The sequence below is a fragment of the Streptomyces sp. NPDC005576 genome (assembly GCF_042871745.1).
Taxonomy (GTDB): Bacteria; Actinomycetota; Actinomycetes; order Streptomycetales; family Streptomycetaceae; genus Streptomyces.
Genome location: NZ_JBIAJC010000028.1, coordinates 24,961 through 46,338, shown reverse-complemented (window position 1 = coordinate 46,338; position 21,378 = coordinate 24,961). Strand labels below are relative to the sequence as shown.

Annotated in this window: 12 protein-coding genes; 6 read left to right on the top strand and 6 right to left on the bottom strand. The window is 70.1% G+C overall.

Annotation, left to right across the window (positions count from 1 at the left end; genetic code table 11):
- The 6 genes from ACFYPN_RS32215 to ACFYPN_RS32190 all read right to left on the bottom strand — a co-directional run.
- Positions 1-1,868 (bottom strand): type I polyketide synthase (locus ACFYPN_RS32215; protein ID WP_389303252.1); only part of this gene is annotated, 1,868 nt, incomplete at its 3' end.
- Between the two features lie 32 nt (positions 1,869-1,900).
- Positions 1,901-6,514, bottom strand: coding sequence for an SDR family NAD(P)-dependent oxidoreductase (locus tag ACFYPN_RS32210; RefSeq protein WP_389303249.1), 4,614 nt, complete (start codon positions 6,512-6,514; stop codon positions 1,901-1,903).
- On the bottom strand, positions 6,507-9,047 hold the full coding sequence (locus tag ACFYPN_RS32205) for an amino acid adenylation domain-containing protein (protein WP_389303247.1): 2,541 nt from the start codon (positions 9,045-9,047) through the stop codon (positions 6,507-6,509). The genes ACFYPN_RS32210 and ACFYPN_RS32205 overlap by 8 nt, the downstream gene beginning before the upstream one ends.
- Before the next feature lie 65 nt (positions 9,048-9,112).
- A complete protein-coding gene (locus ACFYPN_RS32200) occupies positions 9,113-9,721 on the bottom strand; it encodes a class I SAM-dependent methyltransferase (RefSeq protein WP_389303244.1) in 609 nt (202 codons plus the stop codon).
- Between the two features lie 303 nt (positions 9,722-10,024).
- A complete protein-coding gene (locus ACFYPN_RS32195; RefSeq protein WP_358763792.1) occupies positions 10,025-12,016 on the bottom strand; it encodes a carbamoyltransferase C-terminal domain-containing protein in 1,992 nt (663 codons plus the stop codon).
- A gap of 287 nt (positions 12,017-12,303) precedes the next feature.
- Positions 12,304-12,543 carry an acyl carrier protein gene (locus ACFYPN_RS32190; protein WP_358763794.1) on the bottom strand — a complete coding sequence of 80 codons (240 nt, stop codon included), beginning with the start codon at positions 12,541-12,543 and terminating at the stop codon, positions 12,304-12,306.
- A gap of 250 nt (positions 12,544-12,793) precedes the next feature.
- Between ACFYPN_RS32190 and ACFYPN_RS32185 the strand changes: the two genes are divergently transcribed.
- The 6 genes from ACFYPN_RS32185 to ACFYPN_RS32160 all read left to right on the top strand — a co-directional run bounded on the left by ACFYPN_RS32185 (position 12,794) and on the right by ACFYPN_RS32160 (position 21,372).
- On the top strand, positions 12,794-13,729 hold the full coding sequence (locus tag ACFYPN_RS32185; protein WP_389303240.1) for a TauD/TfdA dioxygenase family protein: 936 nt from the start codon (positions 12,794-12,796) through the stop codon (positions 13,727-13,729).
- 225 nt (positions 13,730-13,954) lie between these two features.
- Positions 13,955-15,163, top strand: coding sequence for a pyridoxal-phosphate dependent enzyme (locus tag ACFYPN_RS32180; protein WP_358763795.1), 1,209 nt, complete (start codon positions 13,955-13,957; stop codon positions 15,161-15,163).
- 79 nt (positions 15,164-15,242) lie between these two features.
- Positions 15,243-16,385, top strand: a complete 1,143-nt coding sequence (locus ACFYPN_RS32175) for an acyl-CoA dehydrogenase family protein (RefSeq protein WP_389303238.1) — start codon at positions 15,243-15,245, stop codon at positions 16,383-16,385.
- A 20-nt stretch (positions 16,386-16,405) separates the two neighbouring features.
- Complete coding sequence (locus ACFYPN_RS32170; protein WP_389303235.1) at positions 16,406-17,671, top strand: condensation domain-containing protein; 1,266 nt, start codon at positions 16,406-16,408, stop codon at positions 17,669-17,671.
- Between the two features lie 210 nt (positions 17,672-17,881).
- Complete coding sequence (locus ACFYPN_RS32165; protein ID WP_389303233.1) at positions 17,882-19,618, top strand: ABC transporter transmembrane domain-containing protein; 1,737 nt, start codon at positions 17,882-17,884, stop codon at positions 19,616-19,618.
- A complete protein-coding gene (locus ACFYPN_RS32160; RefSeq protein ID WP_389303230.1) occupies positions 19,615-21,372 on the top strand; it encodes an ABC transporter ATP-binding protein in 1,758 nt (585 codons plus the stop codon). The genes ACFYPN_RS32165 and ACFYPN_RS32160 overlap by 4 nt, the downstream gene beginning before the upstream one ends.
- Positions 21,373-21,378 lie beyond the last annotated feature (6 nt).

Below are 21,378 nucleotides of genomic sequence, written 5' to 3'. Positions count from 1 at the left end.
CGGAGGGCGTCGGGGAGGGTGAAGACGCCGGCGAGGCAGGCGGCGGTCCATTCGCCGAGGCTGTGGCCGAGCATGGCGGTGGGGGTGATGCCCCAGGTTTTCCAGAGTTGGGCGAGGGCGTATTCGATGGTGAAGAGGGCGGGTTGGGCCCATTGGGTCTGGTCGAGTCGGGGGTCGTCGGTGAAGACGATGGTGCGGATGTCTTCGCCGAGGTGGGGGGTGAGGAGTTCGGCGCATTCGTCGACGGTGCTGCGGAATGCGGGTTCGTGTTGGTAGAGGTCGTGGGCCATGCGGGTGTGTTGTGAGCCTTGGCCGCTGAAGAGGTAGATCAGTGGTGTGGTGTCGCGGGTGGTGTGGCTGGTGGTGACGTGGGTGGGGTTGCGGGTTTCCAGGGCTGTGGCGATGGTGTCGGGTGTGGTGCCGGTGACGGTGCGGCGGTGGGGGAAGGCGCGGCGTCCGGTGGCGAGGGTATAGGCGGCGTCGGCGAGGTTGGGCTGGGCGCGGCGCAGGTGGGTGGCGAGTTGGTCGGTGGCTTCTTCGAGTGCTTGGGGGGTGCGGGCGGAGAGGATGAGGGTTTCGGTGGGGCGGGTGCTGGGTGGTGAGGGCGGGGTGAGGGGGGCTTCTTCGAGGATGATGTGGGCGTTGCTGCCGCCGAAGCCGAAGGCGCTGATGCCAGCGCGGCGGGTGTGGCCGGGGGTGCGGGGCCATGGGGTGGCGTGGGCTTGGACGTGGAAGGGGCTGTTGGTGAAGTCGATGTCGGGGTTGTCTCGCTGGTAGTTCAGTGAGGGGGGCAGGAGTTCGTGTTCGAGGGCGAGGGTGGTTTTGATCAGGCCTGCGATGCCGGCGGCGGCGTCGAGGTGGCCGATGTTGCCCTTGACCGATCCCAGAGCACAGGAGCCGGTACCGCCGAACGCCCGCGACAACGCCTGCACCTCGATCGGGTCACCCAGCGATGTACCCGTTCCGTGTGCCTCGATGTAGTCGATGTCCTCGGGGGTCAGGCCCGCGCTGCGGAGCGCGGCCGAGATGACGGCGGCCTGACCGGTGACGCTAGGGGCGGTGAAGCCGACCTTGACTCCGCCGTCGTTGTTGATGGCCGAACCCCTGATCACGGCGTGGATGGTGTCGCCGTCCGCCAGCGCGTCCTCCACCCGCTTCAGCACCACCATGCCGACGCCCGTGCCGAAGACCGTGCCCCGGGCATCCGCGTCGAACGGGCGGACGTGCCCGTCCGGAGAGACGAAGGACCCGTCCTGGTGCAGGTATCCCGTGCCCGGGTTCGGGTCGACGTGGACACCGCCCGCCAGAGCGAGGTCGCACTCCCCGGCGAGCAGGCTGCGGCAGGCCGCGTGGGCGGCGAGCAGTGCGGTCGAGCAGGCGGCGCGCAGCGAGACCGCAGGGCCCTTCAGGTCTAGCTTGTACGACACCCGGGAGGCCAGGAAGCCGAGCTCGTTCGCCACCAGGATCTGGGTCTGGCCCAGGGTGTCCACGATCTGCTGGTGCGAGTAGACGTGCTGGACGTAACGGTTGGCCCCCGCACCGCCGAACACGCCGATGCTGCCGTCGTACTGCTCGGCATCGTGGCCGGAGTGCTCCAGCGCCTGCCATGCGGTCTCCAGGAAGAGCCGGTGCTGCGGGTCCATCACCTCGGCCTCGCGGGCGGTGTACCCGAAGAACTCTGCGTCGAACAGGTCGCTGCCGGTGAAGGCCGGCGCGGCCTTGACGTAGTTCGGCTGCTCGTAGACTTCGGCCGGCACCCCGGCCGCCGTCAGTTCCTCGTCGGTGAGCGGAAGGATCGACTCCATACCGTCGCGCAGGTTCGACCAGAACTCCGCCAGGTCCCCCGCGCCGGGGAAGCGCCCCGCCATCCCGACGATCGCAACACCGCCACGCGCCGCCATCACCGGGCCGCCCGGAGGGCGTCGACGAGAGCGCCGAGGGTACGCACGGTGGGGCCCTCGTACACGATGGTCAGCGGTACAGCCACGCTCAGCCCCTGACGCAGTCGGTGGACGACCTGGAGACCGAGCAGGGAACTGCCGCCCAGCTCGAAGAAGTTGTCCTGGGCGCCGACGCTCTCCACGCCGAGCAGCTCCTGCCAGATCTCCGCCACCCGGTGTTCGGTCTCTCCGCTCGGTGCGACGAACGGGTTCCGCAGGTTGGGCCGCTCGTGCCGGGTGACGGGCGTCGCCGCCTCGGCGGACGGGTCGGACCACAGCTCCTGGCGCAGCGCCAGGTCACCCGTTGAGGTGATGATCTGCGCTTGCGGCGCCGCGTCGAGCAGGGCGTCGAAGACCTGCCGCCCCTCGGCCGGGGTGAGCGCCAGGTCGCGTACGGCGGCCCCGAGCTCGGAATCCGCCCGGTCCTCGGAGGAGAAGTACCAGGCCTCCCAGTTGACGCTGGTCCAGGGCAGGTCCGCGCTGTGGTGCTTCTGGGCGAAGGCGTCGAGCACGGCGTTCGCGGCAGCGTAGGCGCCGAAGCCGAGTCCGCCGAGCAGCGAGGCGATCGAGGAGCAGATGAGGGCGAAGTCCAACCGCTGGTCGGCGAGCACCTCGTGCAGCACCTGCGTGCCGTATAGCTTGGGCCCGAAGTGCCAGGATGCCTCCTCCTCGCCCAGGACCGAGACTTCCCGGTGGGCCGCCTTGCCGGTCGTGCCGGCGCAGTGAAGCACGCCGTCGATCGGCCCGAACTCCTCCAGGATGCGCGCCTTCAAGCCGAGCATGGCAGCGCGGTCGGAGACGTCCGTGGCGGTCACCAGTACCTCGGACCCGAGGGCCTCGATCTCCTGGACGGCGCGGACCGCCGACCGGATGGCTTCCGGGTGATGCGGATCGGCCCATTCCTCCCGGGGCGGCAGGCCCGTCCGCCCGAGCAGCACCAGGCGCACCTTCGCCCGGTCCGCGAGGGCGCGGGCCATGAGCAGGCCGATTTTCCCGAGGCCGCCGGTAAGCAGGTACACCCCGCCATCGCGGACCGGTGAGGCGTCTCGTGCAGGCGGCTCACCGGCTGCGTACGCGGGCGCCCAGCGGTGCCGGCCGCGCAGCGCGATCGTGCGCTCGCCCGGCGGGGCAGAGAGGTCTGCCAGCAGCAGTTCGACCAGCCCGGGCACGGACTGCGGGCCCTCGATGCGGAGGTCGAACTGGACGCAGCCGAGCGTGGGGTACTCCTGAGGCAGCACCCGGCACAGGCCCTGGACGGCGGCCTTCGGAGGGCAGAGCGGTTCGTCGCCGAGGACTGAATGGACCTCGGAGGACAACACATCCCAGCGCTGCTGCTGGGTCATGAGTTCGGCTTCGACGGCCTGGGCCCAGTGGACGAGGCTGTCGAAGGAGCGGTGCAGCAGGGCCCGCACGTCCTCGGGCGCCGCGGCCCGGTCCGCGTCGTCGCCGAGGCTCCAGCAGTGCACGACCCGGCCGGGCAGCGGCCCCTCGGCGCGCAGCGCCTCGGCGAGCCGGCCGAAGTGTTCCGCGCGGGCGGGGTCAAGGACATACTCGCGCTCGCCCTCCCGGTGCCAGCCAGCCCCGCAGGAGACCACACGCACGGTGGCGCCGAGGGCCTCGAGGCGGTCGGCGAGGCGGCGGCCCACCCCGGTCTCGTCGGCGAAGACGAGCCAGCGCTCCGCGGCCAGGTCGGCGTCGGCGTACCGGGGTGCGCCCGCCAGCCGCTGCCAGGACGGTGTGTAGAACCACTGGGGCAGGTCGCCGCGCCGCTGCTGGGCCGATCCGCCGCCGGGCTGGGCGGTGCCGGGCGCGAGCCAGTAGGTGCGCCGTTCGAAGGGGTACGTGGGGAGCGGGACCCGCCTGGCGCCGGCCGGGGCGGGAAAGGGGCGCTCCCGTCCGGCCAGCCAGAGGCGGCCAGCGGCGCGCAGGAGTGCGGTGCGGGCGCTCTGCCCGAGCATGGCGTCGGCCAGGGAGGGGACGACGACCCGGTCGGTGCCGGCGGCGGCGGGGTGCTGGAGGGCGCCGGGGGTTAGCGTCGGTGCGGGGCCGATCTCAACGATCGCAATGTCCGGGACGGACCACAGGGTGGCCAGGCCGTCCGCGAACCGAACGCTCTCCCGGACGTGCCGGGCCCAGTACTCGGGGCTGGTGGCCTCGTCCTCGGTGATCCATGTGCCGGTCAGGTTGGAGATGAACGGCACGGCCGGAGCGTTCAGCGGGACCGAGCGGACCAGTTCTGCGTACCGCTCGACGACCGGCTCCATCATGGGGGAGTGGAAGGCGAAGCGGGTGGTCAGCCGGCGGGTGGCGACATCCGCGGCCAGCAGCTCGCCGGCCACCCGCTCGATGCCCTCGACGGTGCCGGAGAGCACACAGGTCAGGGGGCCGTTGACCGCGGCGAGGCAGACGTCTTCGTCCGTGTACCTCGCGGCGGCTTCCTCGGAGAGCGGTACGGCGAGCATCGCGCCCTCGCCCTGCTCCTCGATCAGCCGCGCGCGCTCCACGACCAGGCGCAGGGCGTCGGGCAGCGAGAAGACCCCGGCCACGCAGGCGGCGACGTATTCGCCCAGGCTGTGGCCGATCATCATCTCGGACTCGACGCCCCAGGCGGCCCAGAGCTTGACGAGGGCGTACTCCAGGGCGAACACCGCAGGGTACCCGAAGAGGGGCTGGTCCAGCGGGTGTCCGCTGCGCTCCGGCTGAAGCAGCAGCCTGCGGAAGTCGAACGGCTGCTCGGGCGCGGCCGCGGACTCGCCGGCGGCGAGCAGGAACTCGCGGATGTCCGTGCCGAGCAGCGGCAGCAGCAGCTCGGCGCACTCGTCCAGGGCGGACCTGAACGCGGCCTCCTGGGCGTGGAGCTCGCGGGCCATGCCGGGGAACTGGGTGCCGAACCCGGTGAACATGAACGCCACAGGACGGTGCGCGGCCTTGGGCGCGGTCCCGGTCAGCAGCCGTCCGTCGTCGCGGGCGTCGAGCGCCGCCACCGCTTCCTCGCTGCTGCCGGCGACCAGCGTGCGCCGGTACGGGAAGGCCCGGCGGCCTCGCTGGAGGGTGAAGGCGACATCGGCGAGTTCGAGGTCGGGGTGGGCACGGAGATGGTCGTGCAGCTGGTCGGTGGCCGCCTCCAGGGCCTCCGGGCTCTTGGCGGAGAGCACCAGCAGCTGCTCGGTGCCGTCGGCCAGCCGGGGTTCGCGCGGCACCTGCGGGGCCTGTTCGAGAATGACGTGGGCATTGGTGCCGCCGAGCCCGAAGGAGCTGACCCCTGCGCGGCGCGGGCCGTCGCCCTCGGGCCAGGACAGCAGCTCGGTGTTGACGTAGAACGGACTGCCGTCCAGGGCGATGCGCGGGTTGGGCTTCTCGAAGTGCAGGGTGGGCGGAAGCTGCCCGTGCTCGACTGCCAGCACTGCCTTGATCAGGCCCGCGACGCCTGCGGCCGAGTCGAGGTGGCCGATGTTGGTCTTGACGGATCCGAGGGCGCAGCTGTGCTCCGGGACCCCGGAGTAGGCCGAGGCCAGCGCGGAGAACTCGATCGGGTCCCCGAGGATGGTGGCCGTCCCGTGTAGCTCGATGTAGCCGATGCTCTCGATGGGGACGTCCGCGTTGGCCAGCGCCGTGGAGATGACGGCGGCCTGAGTGGCCGCGCTGGGCGCGCTGAAGCCGGCCCGCCGGGAGCCGTCGTTGTTGAGCGCCGAGCCCTTGATGACCGCATGGATGTGGTCGTTGTCGGTGATCGCGTCCTTGAGGCGCTTGAGTACCACCATGCCGACGCCGTCGCCGCCAACCGTGCCCTGGGCGCGGGCGTCGAAGGTACGGCAGTGGCCGTCCGGCGAGAAGATGCCGTCCGGGCGGTAGACGTAGCCCTTGTTCCTGGACCCGTCGATGGCGACGCCGCCGGCCAGCGCGGTATCGCACTGGTAGGCCAGCAGCGCCTGGCATGCCTCGACCACGGAGGCCAGCGAGGTGGAGCAGGCGGACTGGATGTTGAGGGCGGGGCCCTCCAGCCCGAGCTTGTAGGAGACGCGGCTGGCGAGGAAGTCCGGCCGGTTGCCGATCACCGTCTGCTTGTCGCCGAGGATCTGCGCGGCGCCGGGTTGGGTGGCGATGTTGTGGATCAGGTAGGTGTTGTTGCCGGCGCCCGCGTAGACGCCGACGAGGCCGTCGTGGCGTTCGGCGTCGTACCCGGAGCTCTCCAGTGCCGCCCAGGCGCATTCGAGCAGTACCCGGTGCTGCGGGTCCATGAGCTCGGCCTCGCGCGGGGAGTAGCCGAAGAAGGCGGCGTCGAACTTCTCGCTGTCGGCCATGACGTAGCTCGCGCCGACGAAGTTCGGATCGGCCAGGGTGGCGGCGTCGACGCCGCGCGCCGCGAGTTCCTCCTCGCCGAAGCGGGTGAGGGAGGAGACGCCCGCCTTGAGGTTGCTCCAGTACTCATCGACCGTACGGGCGCCGGGGAAGCGGCCGGCCATGCCGACGATGGCGATGTCGAGGCCGTCTTCGTACTCGGCGAAGCCGTCGGCGGGCTCGGGGCCGGGCCGGACGCCCATGGCGGGATCGACTTCGGGGGAGTGCTCACTCATGGTGACCTCGCTTCGCTTGCAACTGCTGCTGACGGCGCCTGAGCAGGGCGTTCTGTTGAGCTCCTCTGCCGCGGGCGGTGCCAGGGGCTGTGCCCTGCTTCTGCTGCGAGAGCAGGTCGGCCTGGGCTCGGACGGTGGTGTGCTGGAACAGGTCGAGCAGTTCGATTTCCCGGCCAATCGCCATCTGGAGCCGGTGGTGCAGCTCGACCATGAGCAGGGAGTGGCCGCCCAGGTCGAAGAAGTTCTGGTCGGTGCCGACCGCCTCGGTGCGGAAGAGCTCCTGCCACACCTGGGCCACCAGCCGCTCAAGCTCGTTCCGCGGTTGCAGCGGTGCGGTGGCGGGTTCCACGGGCCGGGGCAGCCTGCTCCGGTCGACCTTGCCGTGCCCGCTGAGCGGCAGCCGGTCGAGCATCACCAGCGCCTGCGGCACCATGTGGGGGGAGAGCCGTTCCCGCAGGTGGCCCTCCAGCTCGGCGGTGGCGGTCCCGGTGTCGTGCGGCTCGACGTAGGCGACCACCCGCCGGTCGCCAGCCACGTCCTCGCGTACGACGGCGATGGCGTGGCGCACAGTGGGATGGCTCTTCAGCACGGCCTCGATCTCTCCCAGCGCGACCCGGAAGCCGCGGACCTTGATCTGGTCGTCGCGCCGGCCGAGGAAAGCGATCGTGCCGTCGGCCAGGCGGCGGACGATGTCGCCGGTGCGGTAGAGGCGGGAGCCGGGCCCGCCGCCGAGGGTGTCGGGGACGAATGCAGCGGCGGTGAGGTCGTCGCGGCGGTGGTAGCCGCGGGCGAGGGTGGCACCGCCGATCAGCAGTTCCCCGGCCACGCCGACGGGCGTGGGGCGGCCTTCGGGGTCCACGACGTGGGCCTGGGTCCCCGGGAGTGGCGCGCCGATCGGCGCGGTCTCCCACTTCGCTTCCGGATGGTCGGCCACGGCGAGGGTCAGCACGCCGACGGTGGTCTCGGTCGGGCCGTAGTGGTTGAAGACCCGGCAGTGGGGGACGAGGCGCTGCAGGGCGCGCAGCCAGCGCCAGTCGGACGCCTCGCCGCCGATGACCAGCAGGCGGCGCGGCAGGAGCTCGGCGAAGCGCGGGGAGGACTGCAGGGCGCGCAGGTGCGAGGGGGCGATCTTCAGGCAGTCGACCCTCCAGGTCTGCACCCAGTCGGCCAGCTTCCCGGCGTCCAGTACGACGTCCCGCGAGATCAGCTGTACTTCGCCGCCCGTGCACAGCGGCGGGGCGAAGGCGGTGACGCTGGAGTCCACGGTCAGCGGCTGCACCATCGCGAAGCTGAGCGGCCTGTCGATGCCGAGCCGCCGTACGATGGCACGGGTGTAGGCGACGAGCTGGCTGTGCTCGATCACGACGCCCTTGGGCTTGCCGGTGGAGCCGGAGGTGTAGAGCAGGTACGCGGCGTCCCCGCAGGCCGAGTGCTCGGGGGGCGGGTTCTCCGCCGGGCGGCCTGCCAGCACCTGCCACTCAGCATCGAGCTCGATCACCCGATGCCCGGTGTCGAGCGGTGCCGTCGCCACCACGGCGTGCACGGCTGCGTCGCCCAGGATGCCCTCCCGCCGCTCGACGGGGTCGTTGGGGTCCACCGGTACGTACGCGCCGCCCGCTTTGAGGATGCCCAGCACGGCGACCATCAGCCGTACGTCGCGATCGGCGCAGAGGCCCACGGTCACCTCAGGGCCGACGCCGACCTCGCGGAGCAGGTGGGCCAGCTGGTTGGCACGCGAGTTGAGCTCGCGGTAGCTGAGAGAGGTGCCCTCGGACCGGACCGCGACCGCCTCGGGGGTGCGGCGTACCTGGTCCTCGAAGAGCCGGTGGAAGCTCGGGCCGGCCGGCTCGCCCGCCACGTCGTTCAGCGCGGCGATGGTGCGCTCCTCCTCGGTGGTGAGCAGGGGCAGTTCGGCCACCGCTCGGTCCGGATCGGCCGTCGCGCCTTTGAGGAGCCGGAGCAGGTGGTCCACCGCGCGGCGGGCGGTGGAGGCATCGAGGACGTCTGTCGCGAACACCAGCTGCCCGGTCAGTTCGCCGTTGCACCATGAGAGTTGCAGGTCCAGGTCGCAGTACGTGGCCTCGGGCGCGGCACGCGGCGCGGACAGACAGGAGAAGCCAGGCCACAGGTGCGCCGGTGCGGCGTCGCCGGACTGCGCGGCCTGCGCGAGCCGGGTGCCCGCCGAGCGGACCAGCTCGCGGAAGTTGCCTCCGGCCTCGACGCTGACGGGCGTGGCCGATCCGGAGCCGTCCGCGACCTCGACCGTGAACTCGGACTGCCCGCCGTACCGGTGCAGCAGTGCCAGGTAGAGAGCGAAGGCCGCCGCGGGGAGGTCCGCCCCGCAGGCCTCGGCCAGCTGGTTCAGCGCGGCCGTTGCGGCGGCGGGGACGGTGAAGGGGACGGAGCCGGGCCGGTGTTCGCGCCGGGTCGGACGGGGCCGGTCCATGGGAAGCTCCGGAGCGGCGGGCAGCTCGGCCAGGTGCCCGCCAGCTTCCGGATCGGGCACGGGCGTTGCGGGGTGCGCGATTATCATGAGGGATGCCTTGAGGAGTTCGGACGGAGGACGTACGTCATCCGTCCTGCGGGAGCGGGCCACGGCTACGCGGAGCGCTTGGTACAGAGATAGATCTGGTTCCGGCGGTGGTCGGCGGGGACGTCGATGACCTCGACGGACTCCGAGAGGGAGTGCAGCAGTGCCTCGAACGGGCCGGCGGCGTAGCGGTTGAGCCAGATGTAGCCGTTGGCGGTCTCCCGCCGCAGCAGTACCTCGGACTCCTCCGGCACCTGGAACATACAGATCACCACGGTGCGGCGGGCGACCCGGAACAGCTCACGGACGGCGGTTTCGTAGTAGGGGAGGTGCTCGAGCACGTGACGGCAGTTCACCACGTCGAACGAGCCGTCGCGGAAGGCGAGGTCCGTGATGCTCATCTGCTGCCACCGCGCCTCGGGGTACAGCCTGCGGCAGTCGGTGATGGCGCCCTCGCCGATGTCGATGCCGGTGTAGTCCACCTCCAGGCCCGCCGTCAGCAGGTGGCGGTAGGTGACTCCGGAGATGACACCGCAGTCGAGCATCTCGAACGGCGCCCCCGGGTGCAGCGCTGCGATCCACTCGGTCACGGCCGTGTGCGAGGGGTGCGCGGCCCTGTACTCCTCACCCATGTGGGTCACATCCGAGGTCTGCGCCCAGAGCGATCCCGTGTTCACTGTGTCGATCCCCCCGTACTGCTGAAGCGAAGCCGGTCATGACAGGCACGGCCGTCATCCGGCTGAAGGCTGGTGTGTCGGAGAGCGGGACGCGTGCCGGAGTCCGCCCGTATGAAAGGGTCTGACGGCGGTTCGGTCGATCGGCAGGCGCGGAGAGCGGTTTGAATGACCGGTCCAGGGCTCCTCAACTGTGGTCCTAGGCATTCCATGACCTCCGGACCAGGGAAAACTGCGCAACTCGGCGGTGTCGGGGCGGACCTGCTGTCGAACGGGCCGCCCCGGGCGCCGTGCACCGGTGCCGCCTCAGAACACCGATCCCTCCGCGGATTCGATGTCGAAGACGGCGGCCGGCCCGAACATCCTGGCGTGCTTCGCCGCGGCGAGGGCGAGCGTGCCGCTCGCGTCTCGGGCGCTCGCGACCTCGGCCAGCTGGTTGACCATGGTGGGCTTCGCCAGCGACTGGTCGCGCAGCTCGGGGGAGCGGGACATCAGCACCATGGCCGCGGTGGTGTAGCCCGAATCGACCCAGGCGGCCCAGATCGCGTCGCGGTCCTCTTCCTGGTCCGCGAACAGGTCCTCGCGCCGTTCGTGCCGACGGGTGGGAACCGGGGGCCGGCCCTCGGCCTCCGTGCGCAGGGCAACCCGGCGGCCCGCGATGTAGGCGACGGCGGCGCCCTTGCGGATGGCGAAGTTCAGGGCCTGCGCCGCCGTGTCCACAACCGGCTCGCCCTTGTCGTTCAGCGAGGTGTTGCACACCATCGGCACGCCCGTGGCCTGCCGGAACGCTTCGATCGCCCGGTGGAGCAGGGGGTTGGTCCCGGCGGACAGGGTCTGGCGGCGGGCCGAATTGTCGAGGTGGAGGATGGCCGGGACCAGTTCGCGCTTGGACTCGACCACGTACGCCGTCTCGAGCATGTAGGGCGAGGGCCAGGGGTCCTCGAACCACTCGCCGCTGTACTCCTCCAGGACGATCGGGGCGACGGGGCGCCACCACTGCCTGCTCTTCCAGTCGTTGAGCAGCTCCTTCGACCGGGCCGAGCGGGGATCCGCGAGAATGCTCCGGTGGCCCAGCGCACGCGGGCCGATCTCGGCCGCACCGTCCGCCCACACCACCGGTCCGGCGGAGAGGTCCGCCACGAACCGGGCCTCGGAGAAGTCCTGGACGTCCTCGATGAAGTCCGCGAAGTGCCGCAGCGCGCTCTCGATGTCGGTCAGCTCGGCGCCGTGGTAGGCGGACTCAAGCCGGAAGCTGCCGTCCGGGAGCAGACCCTCCCCGAGCAGGCCGAGGAGGCCGATCCCGAGCGACTGGCCGGAGTCGTTCGCGCTCGGCGGAGTGAGCAGGCCCTTGAATCCGTAGCGGCGCAGGAGGAAGGAGTTGGTCGGACAGTTGAGGGCGAAGCCCCCGCTCATGGAGAGGTACGCCTGGGTCGGGTCCACCCCGGATGACTCGAGGAGCCGGTCGACGTTGCGCACCACGACGAGTTCGCAGGCCGTCTGGACGATCTTCATGACCGCGGACTGCAGGTGCTCCTGCTCGCTGAAGCGGCTGTCCAGTTCCATGGCGGGCAGCTGCGACTCCGCTGCGCGGATTACGGCCTGGACGAAGGGGAGCGTGTCGACCAGCGGTACCCGCCGGCCGCCGAACAGCTCCAGCTCCCGCACCGCCGCCTCGGTGTCGAAGGCGATCTCCGTGGGGCAGGCCGAAGCCAGGGCCATCAGGGTGCCCGGCTCCTTGTCGAACTCCGAGGAAGCGGCGTCGTAGATGGGGGCCGGCGACTCGACCGGGGCGAACTCGACATCGCCCCTGGTGGACACGCAGCCGGTGTACCAGTACTTCTTGCCCGTCTGGTCGAGGCCGAAGTCGGGCCGGCCGTCCAGGGCCAGTCCGATGATCGTCTCGTTGCGGAAGGCCTCGGAGTCGAGCAGCAGTCCGCTGTAGAGGTGGACGAGGCTGTGGATCGGGAAGTCCTCGGCGCCCGCCGGCACCTTGATGTCAGCGTGGTGCGGCAGACCGGGGGTGCCCCAGGACAGGCTCACGTCATCCATGGAAAGTCCCTCGGCCGCAAGCAGCTCGTTCAGGACCTTGGTGTACCGGTCGACGGTGAACAATGGCCAGAAGTGGTGCTTCTGGCCGCTGAAGCGCTCGAGCTCCCAGACTCTGACCAGTTCGACCCGCGAGTCGTGACTGCGCCAGAGTGCGATGTTCTGGTCATGGCGCGGTGCTATCACGGACAGGCCGCCGGGCGTGGAGATGTAGTTCGACAGGAAGTACTGCGCGGCTGGGTACGCGGTCACGATGTCTCTTTCGGCGGTGGGACAGTGGCTGCACTGGTTCCTTGGGCAGACGGTCCGGTGCCGTCCGCTCGGGCGGATCGCCGGGGTCGGTGCGACCAGGACTCGGGTGTCCACTGGTAGGGAGCGCTCGGGCCTCGGGCCGGAATGCCGGCGGGCGCGCATGCACGGGACTTCGGCCGTCTGCGAGGGCCTCGGGGTGGGAACGGCGGGGACGCATTCAGTTCCCCAGCGGTAGCAGCCGGCCCCGAGGCGAGCGAGGAGATCGCTCGGGTCCGTCCGTACCGGAACTACTTCGAAGCGGGAATCCGCTCCTCGACGAGCTGGACCAGTTCACCGACGTTGGTCACGGTGAACATGTCGACGACGTCGAGATCGACGTCGAACGTGCTCTGGATCGAGACCATCAAGCGGAGCAGCGACACGGAGGTGGCTCCGAGTTCGTCGAAAGTGCTCGCCAACGTGAATTCAAGCGGAGCGAATACTTCGGAAATCACCGACAGCAAGTCGCCGGGCTGCTCGTTAGACATTTTTTGTCCCCAGGTCTCTTATTTGTCAAGCCCTATCGGGTAATTAACCCTATGGCGCTGGTGAAGCAGAGTCAAGACCCTTTCCCAGGGCGGCAGTTGAGGGTGTCCGAGTTGGTCTCTTTCGCAACGAGATGGATGGAGTCGGGGTTGCTGCGTCGCAAAGTTCGCCCAGTTTGGGGCTCGACAAGTCGCACCTACCCTGGGGTATGGTGCTCGAAGTTTCATCGTACAGTGACAGTTCACGGGGGTAGTGGTGTCAGAAATAAGGATTCGGCCTCTCACGCCAGTAACAGGCGCGGAAGTTGAAGGCGTCGATCTCACCTCGGACCTGTCTCCAGCTGTCGTCGCCCGCGTTCGCGAAGCTCTGCTGCGCCACAAAGTCCTTGTCTTTCGGAATCAGTCGATGGATGATGAGCGGCACGTCGAACTCACCAATGCCTTCGGCGGAGCCACCGCAGCGCACCCAATCGTGAACGGCCTTCATGGGAACCCGGCTGTGCTGCGGACCGCGCTGTCCGAGGAGCGGAAGGCGCTCATCGAGACCGAGGCCGGCTTCAGTTATCCCTTGAAGGAGCGGACGCTGCGGCGCCTGCGGACCGAATGGCACGTCGACAGCACTTTCGTTGTGAATCCCAACGCCATTACCATTCTGCGGGGTGTTGAAATTCCGCCGACTGGAGGTGATACTCTCTTCGCCAATCTGGAAGCGCTCTACGAGGGGCTGTCGCCATCCCTCCGCGGATACCTCGACACCTTGCAGGCAATACACTCCCGGCACGCTCCGTTGGCGCCGCCCCGGTCCGATGGCAAGCCGGCCAGCCCCTTCGCGGCCGTCCATCCGCTGGTTCAGGTGCACCCCGAGACGGGTGCGCGCAGCCTGCTCGTCAGTGCCGTCTTCCTTCAGGCCATCCGCGGTCTCAAGCCCCGGGAGAGCGCAGCCCTGCTCGACTTCCTCCTCGACGAGCTCGCCGGGCGGGACGAGATCCACGCCCGGGTCCGCTGGGAGCAGGACATGCTGGTCATGTGGGACAACCGCGCCGTGGCGCATGCCGGGCCGGTGGACGGGCTGATGTTCGAGGAGGAGCGGATCGTGCACCGCACGACCGTCGTCGGCGACGTGCCCTGCGGGCCCAACGGCTTCAAGTCGCGCGCTCTCATGGGGGGCCGGTTCGAGGCGCTGGCCTGACCGGCCGCGCCATGACGCCACAGCCGCCGCGCGGGCCCGGATTCCTGTACCGGGCCGACCCGGAACGGATTCCGCGAAGACCATGCGGAATAAAGTTTCCTATGTGCCGCCAGGCAGTCCATATACAGTAAACCCGGTCGTATGCAGATGTGCTGGCGTTGTGGGTCCGACATGGATTCGGGTCAGTCGGTTCATTCTCCGGGACCTTCTGTGGGGAAGGGTAAAATGCCGGTCGTCAATCAGCGTGAAAAAGCCAAGGCGCCACCCAAGTACCACCTTTCCTGTATCGATTGCGGCTGGGAGTCCGATCCCGAATTCAGGCTCCGATGTCCCCGGTGTTCGGGTGCCCTCGATCCCAGCATCAACCTGGAGCACGCCACCGAGCGTGACAGCGGCCGGCCTGAGCTGGCCTACCTGGACTTTCTCCCCGTCGAATCCGAGCACTTCCTCGACGCCGACATCAGTGTGCGGACCCCCTGCCGACCGGCCCCGCACCTCGGAGCGGTCATCGGTCTGCCCCGTCTCTGGGTGAAGGACGAGTCCCGGCAGCCGACCGGGACCACCAAGGACCGGCTGGCCTCCGTGGCCCTGGCGGTGTTCCGGCAGTTCGGGATTAACGAGTTCGTCGCCTCCAGCACCGGAAACAGCTCCACCGCCCTGGCGCGCGCCGTGCAGCGCGACCCCTCGATGCGGGCACACTTCTTCTGCGGCCGAGACTTCACCGGCGACCACGACATCGAGACCGGCGACCGGGTGTCCCTCACCGTGGTGGACGGCAACTACGCGCAGGCCACCCAGGCGGCCCAGGAGTTCGCAGCCCGCAACGGCCTGGTCTGGGAGGGCGGGTTCTTCAACTGGGCCCGGCGCGAGGGGCTGAAGCTCACCTACCTGGAAGCGTTCGACGCCATGAACGACAAGCCTGACGTCGTCGTCCAGGCCATCAGCAGCGGGATGGGGATGATGGCCGTGCGCAAGGGCGTGGCCGAGTATCTCGCCTGCGGCCGACTCACCTCCGCGCCCCGCCTCCTGATGGTCCAGCAGGACACCTGCGCGCCCATGGCCGCGGCTTGGAGCGAGGGACGGGCCGAGCTGACCGAGGACGATGTCATCGAGCGCCCCACCGGCCTGGCGCGCGCGATCCTGCTCGGCGACGGCCGGGCCACGTACCCCTACATGCGGGACATCGCCGCCGAGAGCGGCGGCGCCATTGTTTCGGTGAGCCAGGACGAGCTGGTCCAGGCCCGTACGATGCTCCGCGAGCTGGAGGGGCTGGACGTCTGCCACTCCTCGGCCGCGACCATCGCCGCGCTGCGCAACGAGGCCGCAGCACGCCGGATCACCCCGGACAAGGTCGTACTCGTGAACCTGACCGGCCGCGAGCGGTACACCGCCTCCGGCGCCGGACCGGCTCTCGCCGCCACCACCGCCGGCTGAGCCCCCTGCTCCCCGGGCCGGATGCCTTCGCTCCCACCGGAGCGCCGCGCCCGCCCGCCCCCACTTTGCAAGGATTCCGTTGATACTCAGTCACCTCTCCCCGAAGCAGGCCGGGCGCCACGCCGAGTTCCGAGCCTTCGCCGACCGCTCCCTGGTGCCGCAGGCGGACCGCTTCGACCGTGAGCAGTCGATCTCCCGGGACGCCGTCGCTGACCTCGCCGGACAGGGCTACCTCGGTGCGCTGATCCCCAAGGCGTTCGGCGGCCTCGGCATGGACTGGATCGAATATGGGCTGCTCACCGAGGAGTTGGGCCGCGGCTGCCAGTCGATCCGCAATTTCGTGGCCGTGGACGACATGGTCGCCCACTCGATCCACAAGTGGGGGACGGAGGAGCAGAAGCAGCACTGGCTCCCTCGGATCACCTCGGGCAGCACACTGGCCGCCTTCGCCCTGACCGAGCCGGAGGTCGGCAGCGACGCCGCCGCGGTCCAGACCACGGCCACGGCCGACGGCACGGACATCGTCCTCCGCGGCACCAAGAAGTGGATCAGCTTCGCGCAGATCGCGGACCTTTTCCTCGTCTTCGCCCGGTTCGAGGGGCAGCACACGGCCTTCCTGGTGGAGCGGGACACCCCCGGTCTGACGGTGGAGGCGCTCGACGGCCTGCTCGGCCTGCGCGGCTCGATGCTCGGCCGGATCACCTTCGACGACTGCCGGATTCCCGCCGCCAACCTGGTCGGGCGTCCCGGCCTCGGCCTCACCTTCGTCGCCTCCAGTGCGCTCGACCTCGGCCGCTACAGCACCGCTTGGGGCTCGGTCGGTCTGGCCCAGGTGTGTCTGGAGGCGTCCACGGAGTACGCGGGCCGCCGTGCCCAGTACGGCACCGAGATCCGCAACCACCAGCTGATCCAGCAGCTGCTGGCCGACATGCTCACCGATACCGTCACGGCCCGCCTGCTCTGCCACCACGCCGGGGTGAGCAAGGAGCGGGGCGAGATGGAGGCCGTCAACCACACCCTGCTGGCGAAGTACCGGGCCTCCACGGTCGCCGTCAAGGCCGCCGCCGACGCGGTGCAGATCCACGGCGCCCAGGGCATCGGTGCGGAGACGTCCGTCCAGCGCCACTACCGGGACGCCAAGGTGATGGAGATCATCGAGGGCACCTCGCAGATCCAGCAGACCATGCTCGGCCAGTTCGCCGTCCGGGCGGCCGGGCTGTGAGCGCGGTCCGGACCGGGCCGGTGACCTACGGCCAGCTGTCGGTACTGCGTTCACTGGAGACGCACGGCCCCGGTCACCGGTCGGTCGCCAATCTGGTCAGCGTCTGGGAGGTGCCGTTCGGCGTCGGCGCGGCCCAGGTGATGGACGCATGGCTGCACCTGGTGGTGGCGCACGAGTCACTGCGCACCACCTACGATCTGAGCGGCCCGACGCCGGTCCAGAAGGTCCACCCCCACCGCCCGTCCCGCGTGCCGGCGGTGGAGCTCGCGGAGGACAGCTTCGCGGCGGCCCTGCGGCTGGGCGCCGAAGCGGCCGGCGAGCCGATCGACATCGAGACTGCACTGCCCTGGCGCGCGTTCGTCACCACCTACCAGGGGGACGCGCTCCACCTGGTCACGGTGATCCACCACGTGGCGGCGGACAACGGCGCCCTGCGGGTGCTGGAGGAGCAGCTCGGCCTCCTCCTGGAGGGCGGGATGCTCGGCCCGGTGGTGCAACCGCTGGAGATGGCGCAGGAGCAGCAGGAGGAGCCGAACACGCGCAGTGTCCGGCACTGGACCGAGACGTGGGGGCGTATCGTTCCGGCGGACCGCGACCCGGGGGACTCCACCGAGCGGCGCCGGGCGTCGCTCTACAGCGTGGACGGGCTGGCCGCCGCACAGGAGCTCTCCGGCCGACTGAAGGTCTCCGTCCAGTCGGTGGTGCTCGGCGTCGGCGCGCTCGCGCTGTCCCGGCTCAAGGGCACCGGGCAGATGACCTTCGCGCTGATGGCGGCCAACCGGCTCACGCCCCGCTGGGTGCCGCTGGTCGGCTCGCTCAACCAGTTCGTCCCGGTGACCGTCGCGGTCGACGAGGAAACCCATCCGATGGAGTACCTGAGGGCCTGCTACGTCCAGTCCATGACGGCGTACCTGCACGGCTGCTACGACGTCGACGCGCTCAAGGACAGTCTCCGCGAGGCCGGCGTGCCCGAGGAGGACGCCACTGCCTTCGCCAAGCACTACAACTTCCTGGGTGACCTGGACGTTGAGCCGGCCGCCGGGTCCGCCCTGCGCACCGGGATTGAGTGGCGACCGTCCAGCCAGAGGTCGGGACCGAATTTCCACCTGGCCGTGGCCACAGGGAAGGGAATCCTCATCGGAGTGGGCGGGAGCCAGGACTACCTCGGAGGAAATCTCCCAGCCGTTCTTGCGGCCTCGATCGAGGCAGGTCTCATCAATATGTCCAATGGCTCCGAGAGCTCGCTGGCTGATGTTTCGCTTGAAAATACGTGGCGGGTTTTCTGACCAGAAGCAGAATGCGGGGGAAGATGTCCTCCCCACCGCATTCTGCCTCAGGTGGCTAGGCGAAGCCGGTTCTAGAAGCCGGCGCAGATACCGCGAAGCTGCTTCTGCATGATGAACACCTCCTTTGTTCGTGGTGACTATAACCGCGGGCGACCGGGGGTGGAAGAAAGATCTGGATAAAGCCCAGGAAAGACGGTTAAGGTTTCACTCATGACAGATTCGAATGCCGACCCGGGAACTCCGGATCACCGAAGTGCCGCCCGCTATCTGTGGTGGCTGACCATGAGTCAGCGGGGGCGGGTGGCGGGTGGCGCAGTGATCGGCACCCTCTGGATGGTCTGTCTCCTGTTGCCGCCCTATCTCATGCAGCGTGCGGTCGATGACGGACTCCAGTCGGGGAACACCGGCACCCTGGTCGCCTGGGTGGCCGCACTGGTCGGCGCCGCGCTGCTCAACGCCTGGCTCGGTATCATGCGCCACCGCATCATGACGCGGGTCCGCATGGACGCCACCTTCCGGACCATCAAGGTCGTGGTCGCGCACTCCGTGCGGCTGGGCGCCGAACTGCCGCGTCGCGTGACGACCGGCGAGGTGGCCAGCATCGGTGTGGGCGACGTCGCGCAGATGAGCCAGACGCTGACGATCACCGGCCCGGGTGTCGGCGCGGTCGTCGCCTACCTGGTAGCGGCTGCCCTCCTGCTGTCGGTCTCCGTCCCGCTTGCCCTCGTGGTCCTCCTCGGGGTGCCCCTGCTCGTGGTGGTGGTCGGTCCGCTGCTGGAGCGCCTCCAGGGCGCGGAGTCCAAGTACCGTGAACAGCAGGGAAAGCTGACGGCCCGGCTCGGGGACATCGTCGGCGGCATGCGCGTGCTCAACGGCATCGGCGGTAAGGAGATGATGGCCGACCGCTACCGGCGCGGCTCGCAGGACCTGCAGGCCGAGGGTTACCGGGTCGGCGCCGTCACCAGCTGGATTCAGGCGCTCTCCGTGGGCCTGCCCGCCCTCTTCCTCGCGCTGGTGACCTGGCTCGCAGCACGGATGGCCGCCGAGGGCACTATCACCATCGGCACGCTGGTCGCCGTCTACGGCTACGTTGCCGTCCTGGTGGTCCCCGTCTCCAACTTCATCGAAGGCGGATACGACCTCACCAGGGGCCTGGTGGCCGCACGGCGAGTGATCCGGGTGCTCGCTCTGAAGCCCGCCGTCGAGGACGCCTCGACGCTCCGGCCGGCCCCGGGGGAGCCGTCGACCCTGCGTGACGCCGACTCCGGTGTGGAACTGGCCCCGGGCCGGATGACGGCGATCGTGAGCGCCCGACCGGCCGATTCCGCGGCCGTGGTCGACCGGCTCGGCCTGTACAGCGCATCCGCGGCGACCTGGGGCGGCGTGCCGCTCACCGACGTCGCCCTGGCGGAGGTCCGCAGCCGCATCGTGGTGGCCGACAACGACGCCGACTTCTTCTCCGGGCCGCTGCGCAGCGTGATCGGCGGCCGCCTGGAGCACACCGGCCCACCCGTCGCCCAGGCATTCAAGGACGCCGCGGCGGAGGACATCGTCCAGGCGATGCCCGACGGCCTCGACACCCCGATCCAGGCCCAGGGCAGCAACCTTTCCGGTGGCCAGCGCCAGCGACTGCGGCTGGTTCGCGCCCTGCTGGCGGATCCCGAGGTGCTCCTGCTGGTTGAGCCCACCTCCGCCGTGGACGCCCACACCGAGGCCGCCATGGCCGCCGGCCTGCGTCGGGCGCGGGCCGGCCGCACCACCGCCCTCACCTCGACGTCCCCCCTCCTGCTGGAGCGGGCCGACACCGTCGCCTACCTCGTCGACGGCCGTCTGGCGGCGGCCGGCCCGCACCAGGAGTTGCTCGCCTCGGAGCCCGGATACCGCGCGCTGGTGGCCCGCGGCGAAACCGATACCGAGTCCATGTCCGCCGAGGAGGCCGTCCGATGACAGCGAAGACCGAGACCGCCCCGGCGGGGCTCCCGATCGCCGGTCCCGCCGAGGTCCGCAAGGCCGCCGTGGGCCTGATGGGCCAGGACCGTCGTGCGGTCGCCGTGATGCTGACCCTCAACGGGCTGGCCGCCGCCGCGGGCCTGGGCGGTCCCTGGCTGCTCGGCAAAATCATCGACGACGTCCGGGGTGGCGCCGGCGTCGGACACGTCGACCGGCTCGCCATCGGCATCCTCTGTTTCGCCCTTGCACAGCTGCTCCTCGGCCGATTCGCCCGCTACGCAGCCCACCGCTTCGGCGAGCGCACCCTGGCGCAGATCCGCGAGCGGTTCGTCGAACGCTCCCTCGCGCTGCCCGCGTCGGTCGTCGAACGTGCGGGCACCGGTGATCTGCTGACGCGGGGCACCTCCGACGTCGCCACTGTCGGCACCACCCTGCGCGACGCCGGGCCTGAGGTCTCAGTGGCGCTCGTCCAGATCCTCCTGATCCTGGCCGCCATGCTCGCGGTCAACCCGCTCCTCGGTGTCTCCGGGCTGCTGTGCCTCTCCGGGATCTGGTTCGCCACCCGCTGGTACCTGCGCCGTGCCCACGCGGGCTACCTTAAGGAGGGAGCCGCCAACTCCGTGCTCATCGAGATCCTCACCTCCACCGCCGCAGGGGCCCGCACCGTCGAGGCCCTGGGCCTCCAGGAGCAGCGGATCACCGCCACCGCCGAGGCCGTAGAGCACTGTCGGGCCACCCGCACCTACACCCTGAACCTGCGCACCGTGATCTTCCCCACGGTCGAGTTCTCGTACGTCGCCCCTGTCGCCGTCATCCTGCTGCTCGGCACCGTCCTGCGCGACACCAGCACCGTCACCACCGGTGCGGTGGTCGCCTGCGCCCTCTACTTCTGGAAGCTCTCCGAGCCGATGGACAAGATCCTGCTCTGGCTCGACCAGATCCAGCGCGGCAACGCCTCGTTCGCCCGGGTCGAGGGCATCGGCCAGGTGGACGCCCCGCCCGTGAGGGGCGGCGGCCAGCCCGAGGACGACCAGCTCGACGTGGTCGACGTCCGCTACGCCTACCAGGGCGAGCGGGACGTCTTGCACGGCGTCGACCTCACCGTCCGCCCGGGCGAGCGGCTGGCGGTGGTCGGCCCGTCCGGGGCGGGCAAGTCCACCCTGGGTCGGCTGCTGGCCGGCGCTGAGCGGCCCCGCACCGGGCGGGTGACGGTGGGCCAGGTCCCGGTCGCCGAGCTCGATCCGGCCCAGCTGCGCCAACACGTCGTCCTGGTCACCCAGGAGCACCACGTCTTCCTCGGCACCGTCCGCGACAACCTTCTGATCGCCGACCCGTCCGCGACTGACGAAGACCTGCGCGCGGTGCTGGCCGCCGTCGACATCGACTGGGTGGACGAGCTCCCGGGCGGGCTGGACACCGAGCTCGGCTCCGGGGGACTCCGCCTGGACGCCCAGCAGGCCCAGCAGCTCGCCCTGGCCCGGGTGGTCCTCGCCGATCCGCACACGCTGATCCTGGACGAGGCGACCTCCCTGCTCGATCCGGCCACGGCACGGCACACCGAGCGTGCGTTGGCGGGCGTGCTCAAGGGACGCACCGTGATCGCCATCGCCCACCGCCTGCACACCGCCCACGACGCGGACCGCGTCGCGGTCATGGACGGCGGCCGGATGACCGAGTTGGGCAGCCACGAAGAACTGCTGGCGGCCGGCGGCGGCTACGCCGCGCTGTGGAAGTCCTGGCACGGCGCTTGAGCGGCC